Origin of the sequence: Bradyrhizobium sp. Cp5.3, from assembly GCF_000426265.1 — a bacterium.
GTDB classification, from domain to species: Bacteria; Pseudomonadota; Alphaproteobacteria; order Rhizobiales; family Xanthobacteraceae; genus Bradyrhizobium; species Bradyrhizobium neotropicale.
Genome location: NZ_AUFA01000003.1, coordinates 229,402 through 242,302, shown reverse-complemented (window position 1 = coordinate 242,302; position 12,901 = coordinate 229,402). Strand labels below are relative to the sequence as shown.

Annotated in this window: 14 protein-coding genes; 5 read left to right on the top strand and 9 right to left on the bottom strand. The window is 64.4% G+C overall.

Annotated elements, in window-relative coordinates; genetic code table 11:
* Positions 1–124 precede the first annotated feature (124 nt).
* The 5 genes from K289_RS0106455 to eno form a co-directional block, all read right to left on the bottom strand.
* Complete coding sequence (locus tag K289_RS0106455) at positions 125–442, bottom strand: septum formation initiator family protein (RefSeq protein ID WP_027550744.1); 318 nt, start codon at positions 440–442, stop codon at positions 125–127.
* Between the two features lie 212 nt (positions 443–654).
* Complete coding sequence (locus tag K289_RS0106450) at positions 655–1,206, bottom strand: NADPH-dependent FMN reductase (protein ID WP_027550743.1); 552 nt, start codon at positions 1,204–1,206, stop codon at positions 655–657.
* Between the two features lie 182 nt (positions 1,207–1,388).
* On the bottom strand, positions 1,389–2,384 hold the full coding sequence (locus tag K289_RS0106445) for an MBL fold metallo-hydrolase (protein ID WP_027550742.1): 996 nt from the start codon (positions 2,382–2,384) through the stop codon (positions 1,389–1,391).
* Between the two features lie 112 nt (positions 2,385–2,496).
* Complete coding sequence (locus tag K289_RS0106440) at positions 2,497–3,636, bottom strand: zinc-binding dehydrogenase (RefSeq protein WP_027550741.1); 1,140 nt, start codon at positions 3,634–3,636, stop codon at positions 2,497–2,499.
* A gap of 33 nt (positions 3,637–3,669) precedes the next feature.
* Positions 3,670–4,953, bottom strand: a complete 1,284-nt coding sequence (eno, locus tag K289_RS0106435; RefSeq protein WP_027550740.1) for a phosphopyruvate hydratase — start codon at positions 4,951–4,953, stop codon at positions 3,670–3,672.
* A 176-nt stretch (positions 4,954–5,129) separates the two neighbouring features.
* On the opposite strand from eno, the gene K289_RS0106430 reads away from it, so the two are divergent.
* The 3 genes from K289_RS0106430 (at position 5,130) to K289_RS0106415 (ending at position 7,530) form a co-directional block, all read left to right on the top strand.
* Positions 5,130–6,107 carry a lyase gene (locus tag K289_RS0106430; protein WP_027550739.1) on the top strand — a complete coding sequence of 326 codons (978 nt, stop codon included), beginning with the start codon at positions 5,130–5,132 and terminating at the stop codon, positions 6,105–6,107.
* A 147-nt stretch (positions 6,108–6,254) separates the two neighbouring features.
* Positions 6,255–6,716, top strand: coding sequence for a preQ(1) synthase (queF, locus tag K289_RS0106420; RefSeq protein ID WP_156917850.1), 462 nt, complete (start codon positions 6,255–6,257; stop codon positions 6,714–6,716).
* A gap of 16 nt (positions 6,717–6,732) precedes the next feature.
* Complete coding sequence (locus K289_RS0106415; RefSeq protein ID WP_027550737.1) at positions 6,733–7,530, top strand: extracellular solute-binding protein; 798 nt, start codon at positions 6,733–6,735, stop codon at positions 7,528–7,530.
* A 25-nt stretch (positions 7,531–7,555) separates the two neighbouring features.
* Here the strand turns inward: K289_RS0106415 and K289_RS0106410 are convergent, their stop codons facing one another.
* The 4 genes from K289_RS0106410 to K289_RS0106395 form a co-directional block, all read right to left on the bottom strand.
* A complete protein-coding gene (locus K289_RS0106410) occupies positions 7,556–8,050 on the bottom strand; it encodes a GNAT family N-acetyltransferase (protein ID WP_035684010.1) in 495 nt (164 codons plus the stop codon).
* A gap of 24 nt (positions 8,051–8,074) precedes the next feature.
* Positions 8,075–9,286: an MFS transporter gene (locus tag K289_RS0106405; protein ID WP_027550735.1), complete on the bottom strand. Its 1,212-nt coding sequence runs from the start codon at positions 9,284–9,286 to the stop codon at positions 8,075–8,077.
* On the bottom strand, positions 9,286–10,137 hold the full coding sequence (kdsA, locus tag K289_RS0106400; protein ID WP_027550734.1) for a 3-deoxy-8-phosphooctulonate synthase: 852 nt from the start codon (positions 10,135–10,137) through the stop codon (positions 9,286–9,288). Before kdsA ends, K289_RS0106405 begins: the two co-directional genes overlap by 1 nt.
* 123 nt (positions 10,138–10,260) lie before the next feature.
* The gene (locus K289_RS0106395; RefSeq protein WP_027550733.1) at positions 10,261–10,587 is read right to left on the bottom strand and encodes an NIPSNAP family protein; all 327 of its coding nucleotides are present in this window, start codon (positions 10,585–10,587) and stop codon (positions 10,261–10,263) included.
* A 198-nt stretch (positions 10,588–10,785) separates the two neighbouring features.
* Between K289_RS0106395 and K289_RS0106390 the strand changes: the two genes are divergently transcribed.
* Positions 10,786–11,460, top strand: coding sequence for a response regulator transcription factor (locus tag K289_RS0106390; protein ID WP_027550732.1), 675 nt, complete (start codon positions 10,786–10,788; stop codon positions 11,458–11,460).
* Complete coding sequence (locus K289_RS0106385; protein WP_027550731.1) at positions 11,457–12,833, top strand: HAMP domain-containing sensor histidine kinase; 1,377 nt, start codon at positions 11,457–11,459, stop codon at positions 12,831–12,833. Before K289_RS0106390 ends, K289_RS0106385 begins: the two co-directional genes overlap by 4 nt.
* The last annotated feature ends 68 nt before the right edge of the window (positions 12,834–12,901 follow it).

Here is a 12,901-nt window from a genome sequence, read left to right as displayed (position 1 = left end):
CAAGCCATGCCCCCGTCACCGCGCTGCCGTCAAGGCGGCAATCTGGCCGCGGTCCTACAAATTTCGGTGCGATGGCAGCCACGCCGCGAGGTTTCGGCGCCGGTTTCGGAAGCTTCGGAAAGCGTCAGTTCGTCGGGTTCATCCGAACCAGATCATGCGGATTGGCGTAGTCGAGCTGAAAGCGCGCCCGCTCGTCCAGCATGTCGGGATCGAGCTTTTGCGAGCGGAGCAGCGACACCCGCTGCTCGCTCCTGGTGCGCTCGCGCTTAAGCTGCGCCAACTCGCTGGTCAGCGCGATGATCTCCTGGTCGAGTTCCTGGCGCGCGTTCAGGCCGTATTTGCCGGTATAAGCGTTGATGCCGAAATAACCGACGATCGCGGCGGCCATCGTGTAGAGGGCAAGGCCGGTCAGGATCGATTTGAGGCGCGCACGGGTGACCATGTCCGGCAAGATGGGACACGTTGGTTAAGGGAGTGCTAATTCCCTGCCCACCCCCGCCCCGACGACGCTGGCAGACCCTCATGGTGAGGAGGCGCGCAAGCGCCGTCTCGAACCATGAAGGCCCTGGTGTTTCCCGCGGCGATCCTTCGAGACGGCCGCTACGCGGCCTCCTCAGGATGAGGACCTCCGGCGTGCTCCGAAGGGTAGACGGATCAGCCCTGGTTCTTCGCCACGTGTGCGGCGAAGGCGTCGATGTACTGCTGCAACACGGTCTTCAGGGAGTCCTTGGTCAGGTTGCCCGCGGCGTCGAAGGCGTCGCCGACGCCGTTCAGGTAGATCTCCGGCTGCTGCAGGATCGGGCCGGCAATACCGGGCAGGATGTTCTGGAGATGCTTGGCCGCGCTGACGCCGCCGAGCGGGCCCGGCGAGTTGGAGATGATGCCGACCGGCTTGCCGTTGAAGGAGCTCTTGCCATACGGCCGCGAGGCGACATCGATGGCGTTCTTCAGCACGCCCGGGATCGAGCGATTGTATTCGGGGGTGATGAACAGCACGCCGTTCGACTTCTGGAGTTTTTCACGGAAGGCCAGCCAGTCGGCTGGCGGCGCGCCCTCGAGGTCCTGGTTGAAGAAGGAGATGCCCGCGGGCGTCACCACTTCGAGCGAGAGCGAGCTCGGGGCAAGCTTGGCGAGAGCATTGGCGATCTTGATCGAGAAGCCCTCTTTGCGCAGGCTGCCGACGAGCGTGACGATGTGATAGGCCATGGGTTGTCCTTGAACCTCTAAGCGGGAAACGGGCCCGCGCACTTAATCCACCTCCTCGGGAGGATGCAAGTGCATGAACCGTTCCGATTTGGAAACGCTGCGTTCGCGGAAATGAACCCTTTCCCAAAACAATCAGGCCGCCAAGAGGCGGCCCGATCTTTCGTGCAAATCTCGAACCGGAATCAGATCGTCGGATTCCAGGCCGACGGGATCAGGCGATATTTGGCGCCGTCCTTCTCGACATGGCCCACCGAGGGGAAGGTGAAGTGGAAGCCGACCACGGTCGCCTTCTCCGCCGCCGCCATATCGTAGAACTTGTGGCGGGTCTCCTGCGCCAGAGCGCCGTCGGTGTCGAACGCCACGTGCCAGTCCGGATTGCGCAGGAACAGTTCCGGAATGTTGGTCACGTCGGACTGGATCAACACCTTGGAATTGCCCGAGGCCACCGCGAACGAGGTGTGACCGGGCGTGTGGCCGGGCGTCGCGATCGAGGTGATGCCGGGCGCGACCTCCTTGCCCCATTCGAACTTCGTCACCTTGGACTCGAGGCCGGCGAACGTCTTCTTCACGTTGGCGAAGTAGTTCTTCATCATGTCGCTGGAGGCCTTGCCCGCGTTCTCCTCGCTGGCCCAGAACTCCCAGTCCTTCGCCGGCACCATGATCTCGGCATTCGGAAAGGCGAGCGAGCCGTCCGCCAGGCGGATGCCGTTGGTGTGGTCGGGATGCAGATGCGACAGCAGCACGATGTCGATGCTCTTGGGATCGACGCCGGCGGCCGCGAGGTTCTGCAGCGTGCGGCCGACCGCGCCCTTGCTCGCCTCGAAGTTCGCCACACCGTTGCCGCTGTCGATCAGCACCAGCTTTGAGCCGGTGTTGATGAGCTGCGGATTGAACGGCACCGTGACCATGCCCTTCGGCATGTAGGCGGCGTCGGCGGCGGCGAGCGCCTCCTCCTTCGGGATGTTGACGACGAACTTGTCGGGCATCGGGAAGCTGCGCGCCCCGTCATTGATCGAGGTGCATTCGTAGTTGCCGACCTTGTAGCGGTAGAAGCCCGGAGCCTGCGTCCCGTTCTGCGGCACTGCGGCATTGGCGATGGTCGGTCGGAGTCCGGTCACGGCGGCCGCGCCGATGGCTGCCGCGCCCGCGAGCAAATGGCGGCGATTCAGATCAGTCATGGAAGAGTCCCCTTCTCTGCGTGCGGTTGCGCCCCGCATTCAATTGCGGCGCGAATGTTCTCCCGCTTCGCTCAGAAGGCAAGTCCTTCTTTGGGCGACGTGCCAGCACACATCACGAAGATTTATTTGGGTTGATGAGGAATTTTTCGCCGGTGGCACGTTTGGCGTACGCCGCGATGTTGGCCGGATCCAGCGCCTCCTGGAGCGAGACCACCTTGGTGTAGTGGCTGGCAAAGGTCGTCTTCAATTCGTCGACCACACGCTGGCGCAGCTTGGCTGCATCGGCCTGCCCGATCTTCATCAGGAACGGAAACAGCAGCCAGCCGCCGACGCCCCAGGCCATGCCGAAGCCGCGCGGAAGTTCGATCGGGCGCGTGTCGAGCGCGCCATAGACATAAACCTGCTTGTGTACGTTGGAGCCGTAGCGGCTGTACTCCTTCGCGGTCTTGTTGATCGCGGCTTCCATGCAATTGAGGATGTCGCCGGCGAGCTTGCCGCCGCCGATGGCGTCGAAGGCGATGGTGGCGCCGGTCTCGACCAGCGCGTCGGTGAGATCGCCGAGAAAGTTCGGTGCGGTGGAGTCGACGACGTATTTGGCGCCGATCTTCGTCAAAATGTCCGCCTGCTCCTTGCTGCGCACGATATTGACGAGCGGGATGCCGTCCTTGATGCAGATCTTGTTCAACATCTGCCCGAGATTGGAGGCCGCCGCGGTGTGCACCAGCGCCTTGTGGCCCTCGCGCCGCATGGTCTCGGTCATGCCGAGCGATGTGAGCGGATTGACGAAGCAGGACGCGCCGTCGGCAGGTGTGGCGCCGGCCGGCAGCGGCAGGCACTCCCTCACCTTCAGCGTGCGGTATTGCGCATACATTGCGCCGCCGATCATCGCCACCGTCTTGCCCATCAGCGCCTTCGCGGCATCCGATGAGCCCGTCTTGATCACGACGCCGGCGCCTTCATTGCCGACCGGCATGGACTGGTCGAGCCGGCCCGCCATCGCCCGCATCGCGGCCGCCGGCACCTGTGCGGTGATGACGGGAGATTGTTTGGTGCCCGAGGCCTTGGCCGTGCTCATGTCGGCGGCGCCGACGAGCAGGCCGAGGTCGGACGGGTTGATCGGCGTCGCCTCGACGCGGACGACGACTTCGTCCGCGGCAGGCTCGGGGGTCGGCACGTCGACGAGCGAGATTTCGAGCTCACCGCTCGCCTTGATCAGCGAACGCAGTTGCAGTCCGGTCTTGCCGTCGCTCATGTCTATCCTCCCCTGTTCTGTCGAAGCGCCGGCTTATGCCAGCGCCTTCAATGCCGCCTTGCCGGCATACAGCGCCTGCTTGCCGAGTTGCTGCTCGATGCGCAGGAGCTGATTGTATTTGGCGGTCCGGTCGGAACGCGCAAGGGAGCCGGTCTTGATCTGCCCGCAATTGGTGGCAACGGCGAGATCGGCGATGGTCGAATCCTCGGTCTCGCCGGAGCGGTGCGACATCACCGAGGTGTAGCCTGCCTTGTGCGCCATCTCGACGGCGGCGAGCGTTTCGGTGAGCGTACCGATCTGATTGACCTTGATCAGGATCGAGTTGGCGCGGCCGGCCTTGATGCCTTCCGACAGGCGCTTGACGTTGGTGACGAAGAGATCGTCGCCGACGAGCTGGCACTTCTTGCCGATGAGGTCGGTGAGCTCCTTCCAGCCGTCCATGTCGTCTTCCGACATGCCGTCCTCGATGGTGACGATCGGATAGCGCGAGACGAGATCGGCGAGATATTTGGCCTGCTCGGACACCGAGCGGGTCTTGCCCTCGCCCTCATAGACGTACTTGCCGTCCTTGAAGAACTCGGTCGAGGCGCAGTCGAGGCCGAGCACGACGTCGGAGCCAGCCTTGAAGCCAGCCTTGCCGATCGCATTCATGACGAATTCGAGCGCGGCATCGGCCGACGGCAGATTCGGCGCGAAGCCGCCTTCATCGCCGACATTGGTGTTGTGACCGGCCTTCTTCAGCTCGGACTTCAGCGTGTGGAAGACTTCCGCGCCGTAGCGCAGGCCTTCCGCAAAGGACGAGGCGCCGACCGGCAGGATCATGAATTCCTGGAAGTCGATCGGGTTGTCGGCATGCACGCCGCCATTGATGATGTTCATCATCGGCACCGGCAAGAGCCGCGCCGAGGTGCCGCCGACATAGCGGTAGAGCGGCATGTCGAGCGATTGCGCGGCCGCCTTGGCGCAGGCGAGCGAGACGCCGAGGATGGCGTTGGCGCCAAGCCGGCTCTTGTTCGGCGTGCCATCGAGATCGATCATGATCTGGTCGACCTGGACCTGGTGCTCGACATCGATACCGCTCAAGGCCTCGAAGATCTCGCCGTTGACGGCGCCGACCGCCTTGGAGACTCCCTTGCCGAGATAGCGGGCCTTGTCGCCGTCGCGTAGTTCCACCGCCTCATGGGCGCCGGTGGAAGCGCCAGACGGCACGGCGGCGCGGCCGAGCGAGCCGTCTTCCAGCACGACGTCGACCTCCACGGTGGGATTGCCACGGCTGTCCAGGATTTCGCGGCCGATGATGTCGACAATGGCGGTCATGATGTGCACTTCCGTTCGTTGGAGCTGATCGGTTCGCCGCGCGTCTTACACGGAGCGCAAGCAAATGTGAACGCTTGGGCGAGCCGCTTCGACTGACGCGTGAAGCGCCGCAGATTAAGCTCGACGTCGCCTGATCTGCGCGTCCAACCTCAATCTGAAACAGTCGGGGTAACGCCATGAATCGCCGCCAGTTTCTCGCCTCGAGCACCGCCCTCCTCGCGGTCCGCCCAAGTTTTGCCCAAGAGGGCCCGTTCCGGACAAAATATTTCCCGACCAGTCCCGGCATCGGCCTGCACGACCTCACGCCCGCCGCCGACGGCACCGTGTGGTTCACCGCGCAGGGCAAGGGCATGCTGGGCAGGCTCGATCCCAAGAGCGGCACCTTCAAGACCGTCAGCCTCGGATCGGGCGCGGCGCCCCACGGCGTGACGATCGGTCCCGATGGCGCTCCCTGGATCACCGAGGGCGGCCAGAATGCGATCGCGCGCGTCGACCCAGGCGACCTGAAGGTCACGCTGTTCCGCCTGCCCGAGAAATTCGCCTACGCCAATCTCAACACCGGCGTGTTCGACAAGACCGGGATCTACTGGTTCACCGGACAGTCCGGCTATTACGGCCGCCTCGCGCCGAAGTCGGGCGAGATGAGCGTGTTCAAGGCGCCGAAAGGCGTCGGCCCCTACGGGATCGCGGTGACCCCCAAGGGCGACATCTGGTACGCCTCCCTCGCCGGCAGCTATATCGCCAGGATCGATCCTGCGAGCGGCAATGCGGCTGTCGTCGAGCCGCCGACGCCGAACCAGGGGTCGCGGCGAGTCTGGTCGGATTCGAAAAGCCGGCTCTGGGTCAGCGAGTGGAACAGCGGGCATGTGTCGGTGCACGATCCAGCCGATGGCTCCTGGAAGACTTGGAAGCTGCCGGGCGAGCGCCCCCGCGCCTACGCGGTCTATGTCGACGACAAGGACAAGGTCTGGCTGACCGACTTCTCGGCCAATGCGATCGTCCGGTTTGATCCTGTGACCGAGCAGTTCAACGTGTTCGCCAGCGACAAGGCGAATGCCAATGTCCGCCAGCTCGACGGACGGCCGGGCGAGCTCTGGGGCTGCGAATCCGGCAACGACCGGATCGTCATGATCCAGACGATCACCGCCGGTTGACGGCGGCGGCATTTGCGTCCATCCCGGCATCCTCTAGAGCGCGATCTTATCGCGCTCTAGCTCTTTTTGATTGAGCATGATCTTTCGGAAAACCGGTGCCCACTTTGCGCTAACGCGGCCCTCCGGGTCCGGATCATGCTCCAAAGGATGCAGACGATGGCGAAAAAATCCCTCCAGCTCGGCCGTGCGGTCGAATGGCCACACACACCGGAAGAAGCCCAGCTCGACCGCGTGCCCAATCCGCAAAAGGGCACGGATTATCTGGTGCGGTTCACCGTGCCGGAATTCACCTCGCTCTGCCCGGTCACGGGCCAGCCGGATTTCGCGCATCTGATGATCGACTACGCACCGGGCCAATGGCTGCTGGAGTCGAAATCGCTGAAACTCTACATCGCAAGCTTCCGCAATCACGGCGCCTTCCACGAGGATTGCACCGTGATGATCGGCAAGCGCATCGCCGCCGAGATCAAGCCGAAATGGTTGCGCATCGGCGGCTACTGGTATCCGCGCGGCGGCATCCCGATCGACGTGTTCTGGCAGACCGGCCGCGTCCCGAAGGGCCTCTGGGTGCCGGAGCAAGGCGTGGCACCCTATCGCGGGCGGGATTAGCTGGAGACGAATGACCATGGAATCGATATCCGCAACATTCCGCGGCCTTGCTTTGGGCCTTCTAGGCGTGGTGTCGCTGGCCGGGGCGTCCGACGCAGCCGAGGTCCGGGTGATGATTTCGGGCGGATTGACGGTGGCCTATCAGGCACTCGTGCCGGAGTTCGAGAAGGCCACCGGCAACAAGGTGCTGACGTCGTTCGGACCCTCGATGGGCACCACCACCAATGCGATCCCGGTTCGGCTCGAGCGCGGCGAGCCGGTCGATGTCCTGATCATGGTGGGCTATGCACTCGCCGACCTCGCCAACAAGGGCAAGGTCGTTGCCGGCAGCCAGGTCGACCTGACAAGATCGCCGATCGGGATTGCCGTGAAATCGGGCGCGCCGAAGCCGGATATCAGTTCGGCCGAGGCGGTCAAGCGCGCGCTGCTGGCGGCAAAAACGATCGCCTATTCCGATAGCGCCAGCGGCGTCTACGTCTCGACCGAGATGTTTGAAAAGCTCGGCATAGCCGAAATCATGAAGGACAAGGCGCGAAAGATTCCGGCAACTCCGGTCGGCGAGATCGTCGCTCGCGGCGAGGCCGAACTCGGCTTTCAGCAAATCAGCGAACTGAAGCCCGTCCAGGGCATCGATATCGTGGGACCGCTGCCGAATGAATTGCAGAAGATCACGGTCTTCTCAGCCGGGATCGCGACCGTTTCCAAAGAACCCGAAGCTGGTCGGGCCTTGATTAAGTTCCTCGCCTCCCCCGCCGCCCGCGACGCGATCATCTCGAGCGGTATGGAGCCGATCTCGGCTGGTGGAACGAATTAACGGCGACCATGCTCGTCACGTGATACTACGACAAGTTGGCGGCTAGGTAGCGCACGGTTTTCGAGCCATCTTCGATGATTGCTCTTCCAACTTCGGCAAATCCAAGGGCTGCATGAAATCTGTCCGATACCGGGTTCGGCGGATCGAGGTTCACCTCGCAAACGACGCGGCTATGCCCAAGCTCCACCGCCCGCTTCAACAGATGGGCGTAGAGCAAGCTGCCCATACCACGGCGTCGATGCTCCTCGGCAACGATAACCCGATCAACATACAGAAATTTGTCGAACCGATCGCGAAACCAAAGGAAGTGACCACCGTCGTAACAGTCGGATTGCTCAAATGCCAGTAGAAGTGCAGCGGCGGGTCGAACGACCAGCGCCAGTCTTGCGCAGCCGATCAATTGGTCGAACCGCTCCGGCGTGAGCAATGAAGTCTCTCGTGCGCTCGCATTGTTCAGGCGCAGTAGCGCATCTCTCCCCGACACGCCGTGAAGGTCTTCGATCTCAAATCCTTCCGACATTGGTACTTTCGAACCCTCGGCTGTTCAAACGCGCGCGTCGGACGGTGCACGCGGCTTGAGCAGACTGGCGCAGACGAGGCCAAGCACCACCATGATCACCGCGCTTGCGACCAGGGTCGGCGCCTTGCCGGCATGAGCAAGGCCGCCCCCATAGGCGAGCGGGCCGATGGTCTGCCCCATGAAGAAGAAAAACGAGTGCAGCGACATCGCTGTCGCCCGCGCCTCGACCGACAACTCGCTGGCAAACACCTGCAAGCAGCCATGGATCATGTAGAAACCCCAGCCCATCAGCAGCATGATGACGAATTGCAGCTTCCAGCCAGGACCAAGAGCGAGCAAGGCGAGTTGGAGCGCGACGAGGCTGGCTCCCGCGATCATCATGCCCTTGACGCCGAGCAGCGGCAGGAAGCGCGATACCGTGAAAGTATAGAACAGCCCGCCGACTGCAAACCCTGCGATCACGATACCGGCGATCGACAGCGAGGTCTCGCCGAGATCGAACAGCAAGGCGGCGATGAAGGGAAACAGGCCGAACACGCAGCAGCCCTCGACGAATACGGCCGAGTAGCAATAGCGCGCGTTGGGATTGGCGAGGATGGTGCGGTAGCCCTGCCGCAAGGTCTTCAGGTCGGTCTTGGGCGGCGCAGTCAGCGCGGTACCGCGAAAGCCCGCCGCGACTGCGACGGCCGCGATCAGGCCGAGCGCACCGATGATCACAAGGACGCCGCGCCAACCGATGAGATCGCCGATGATGCCGGCGGCAGTCGCGCCGAGAAGATTGCCGGTCATCGAACCCGCCAACGTGCGCCCGATCGCGACCTGCCGCTTAGCCGGCGCGACAAGGTCGGCGGTCAGGCCGAGCGCAACCGGAAACACGCCGCCCGCGGCAATGCCGGCTAGGATGCGGCTCGCGAACAGGCCCGAGAAGGAGGTGGAGAGCGCGCCCAGAATGCAGGCAACGCCGAGCAGCGCCAGGCACATCGTCATCAGCCGCGCCTTGCCGAACAGATCGGCTGCCGCGCCGATCACCGGCTGAATCAGCGCGTAGATCAGGGCATAGCCGGCGGCGATGCTCGCGGCCGTGGTGATGCTGATCGCAAATTCCTCCGCAATATGCGGCAGCACGGGATCGAGCGCACGCGTCGACAGCGCCGCCGAGAAGCTGGCGAGCGCGATGATATTGATCGCGGGCGGAAACTTCTGGTCGGACGGCGGCCTGGCCACAGGCTCATGCATTAGCGCGCTGGGCCCTTTGCAATCGCGTCAAACGCCATCAGCGTGCGGGTCAGACCTTCGAACTCGCGCAGCGGCACCATGTTGGGCCCGTCCGAAGGCGCGTGGTCGGGATCGGGATGGGTCTCGATGAAGACGCCGGCGACGCCGACGGCCACCGCTGCGCGCGCCAGCACCGGCACGAATTCGCGTTCGCCGCCCGACGAGGTTCCCTTCCCGCCCGGCTGCTGCACCGAATGGGTGGCGTCGAAGATCACCGGCGCACCGGTTGTGCGCGCCAGGATCGGCAGCGCGCGCATGTCGGAGACGAGCGTGTTGTAGCCGAAGGATGCGCCGCGCTCGGTGACGAGCACGTTGGGATTGTTTGCGCTCGTGATCTTGGTCACGACATTGGCCATGTCCCAAGGCGCCAGGAACTGGCCCTTCTTGACGTTGACGACCTTGCCGGTCGCGGCGGCGGCAAGGAGAAGATCGGTCTGCCGGCACAGGAAGGCCGGGATCTGCAGAATGTCGACCGCCTGCGCGACCTCGGCGCATTGCGTGGCCTCGTGCACATCGGTCAGCACCGGCAGGCCGAGCGAAGAACGGATCTCGGCGAAGATCGGCAGCGACTGTGCAAGCCCGAGGCCGCGGGCAGCGGATGCGCTGGTGCGGTTGGCCTTGTCGAAGGAGGTCTTGTAGACGAGGCCGACCTTCAGCCGCGCGGCGACCTCCTTCAGCGCAGAGGCCACTTCGAGCGCGTGCTGGCGACTTTCGAGCTGGCACGGCCCGGCAATGATCGAGATCGGCAGATCATTGCCGAATTTGACCGTGCCAATGCTGACGACCGGTGCTGCTGACGTTGAAGAGCTCAAGGCCAATTTCCCCTCGTTTCGGCGCGACCATAGCGGCGATGAGGGTCGGATCAACCCTATTCGGCCCCGAGCCGGTCGAATATCAGGGTTGCGCCCGCGCTGCGCGCGCCGGCAGGCCCGAGGTCACTTCACCGTCGAGAAGGCGGTCGGCGTCAGGAGCTGGCTGACAATGTTAGCGACGATCTGGCCGTCCGCTTCCGATTTTGCCCGCGCATCGAGCCAGTCCGGATCGGTCATGAACGCGCCCCACTTCTTCTCGCGCTCGGCCAGCGACTCCCAGGCCAGGAAATAGGTCAATTCCTGATTGGATTCGCCGATCAGCGTGGTGAAGAAGCCGGCCTGGCGGATGCCGTGCTTCTCCCACAGCTTCAGCGTAACCGTCTCGAACCGCTTGAGCAGCGCCGGCAGGCGGCCGGGCACGCAGCGATACTGACGCATTTCATAGATCATTCTGGTTCCTCCCTGATCAGGTCCGGCGGTTATAACGGCCGGCCATGTCGCTGTCTTGAGCCCCATCCGGCCGCCCCGGCGGCGTTCCGCGCATGGCTGGCGGCCCCGCTGCGGTGACTTCGTCGCAGCCAGTTCCCGCAATGCTGCCGCAATGATAGGGCCGCTAGAACGGCTCGGTTGAGGTTGAGGTGCCGGATCATGCGGATTTTGCTCGTCGAGGATGAGGCGGAGATGGCCGGCGCGCTGGCGTCGGCGCTAACGCGCTACGACATGGTGGTGGACCATGTGCCGACGCTGGCCGAAGCGGAAGAAGCGATTTCCGCCGACGTCCACGCCGCCGTCCTGCTCGACCGCCAGCTCCCCGACGGCGACGGCCTTGCGTTGATCCCGAAGTTGAGGGCGCGCGCAGACGGCGTGCCCATCATCGTCCTGACCGCCCGCGGCGAGCTCGCCGACCGCGTCGCCGGGCTCGACAGCGGTGCTGATGATTATCTGGCAAAGCCGTTCGCGGTCGAGGAATTACTGGCGCGCTTGCGCGCCGTGCTGCGAAGGCCCGCGGGTCTCACGCCGGACGTCATCCGGGCGGGCCGCCTCGCCTTCGATGTCGGCCATCGCGAGGCTAGCATCGATGGCTGCCCGTTCGAGCTGCCGCGCCGCGAGCTTCTGGTGCTCGAAGCCCTGATCCGCCGCATGGGCCGCACCGTGCTGCGTTCGGCGCTGGAAGAGGCCGTCTACAATTTTGACGACGAGATCCAGTCGAACGCGCTGGACACCCATGTGTCACGGCTGCGCCGCAAGCTCGCCGAGGCCGACGCGGGCGTCGAGATTCACGGCATCCGCGGCGTCGGCTATCTCCTGAAGAAGCTGCCGTGAGCAAGCACGCCGATCCCTATTGCCTGCGCTCGCGGTTGAGCTGGCGCCTGCTCTCGCTCCAGGCCGCGCTGCTGGTTGCGCTGGTTATGGTCGTCATCCTGGCGCTGTGCGCGTCAGGATTCGTGCTCGCCGAACGGGACGAAGATCGCGTCATCGACGTCGTCCAGCATGCGCTCGTGCGCGATACGCAGGGCGGCCTGATCCTGCGCTCGACGGCAGAGCTGAAACAGTTGCGCACGGAGACGCCCGACCTCTGGTTCCTGGTCCGGGACAGGCAGGGCCATTCGCTCAGTGAGGGCGCCGTGCCGGCCGAATTCGCCGCAATCGGCGGCGCGCTCGACCAGATCAGCCAGGCGCGGCTCGGCTGGCAGCTTTTCGAGGACGATCCGCGCAAAGCTCCGGCGCGGCTGAAGCGCGTCGACACCGATGCCGGCAACGTGCAGATCATCACGGCGACGCAAGGCAGGCTCACCGGCGCCAAAGCCGTGCTCACGACCTCGCTGATGTTCCTCGGCATCGCCCTACCCGGTCTGCTTTTGATGGGAACAGCGACGCTCATCGCAACCCCGATGATCGTGCGACGCGCCTTCAAGGGACTGGACACGACGGCAGACCAGGCGCGCCGCATCGACATCCATCAGCGCGGCGCGCGGCTCTCGGTGGACCACATCCCGCTGGAGGTCGTGCCGCTCGTGACCGCGGTCAATGACGCGCTGGCGCGGCTCGACGAGGGCTATGCCCGCCACAAGCGTTTCGTCGCCGATGCCGCACATGAGCTGCGCACGCCGATCGCGATCCTCACTACGCGGCTGGAATCGCTGCCGCCGGGACCAGCAAAGATCCGCCTGCTCGAAGATGCCGCGCGGCTCGCCACGCTTGCGGAGCAGCTGCTGGACATTCAGCGGCTCGACCGCTGCGGGCATCCATTCGCGCGCGTCGACCTCGTCGCGATCGCCCAGGGCGTCGCCGCCGAGCTCGCGCCGCTGGCGATCGCCGCAGGCTACGAACTGGCTCTCGACGCACCCGAGACACCGATCGAGACGCTCGGCGACACGGCAGCGTTGGAGCGCGCGCTGACCAACCTCGTGCAGAACGCCATCCAGCACGGGCCGCGCCGTGGCACGATCGGAATCCGCGTCAGCAAGCCCGCATGCATCGAGGTCACCGATGAGGGCGCGGGCATTCCGCCCGATCAACGCGAGATGATCTTCGAGCCGTTCTATCGACTGACGCCGCTCGACCGCGGCGCCGGCCTCGGCCTCAACATGGTTCGCGAGATCGTGCTGCTGCATCGCGGCCACGTCTCGGTGCTGGACGGAGCGAATGGCGGCGCCTGCTTCAAGATCACCCTGCCGCCGATCCGCGCGAGTTGATTTTAGTCCGCATCGCGCAATGCTGTCGCAATGCACCCCCGCGACATTGCAAGCGCCTCACCTCTGAT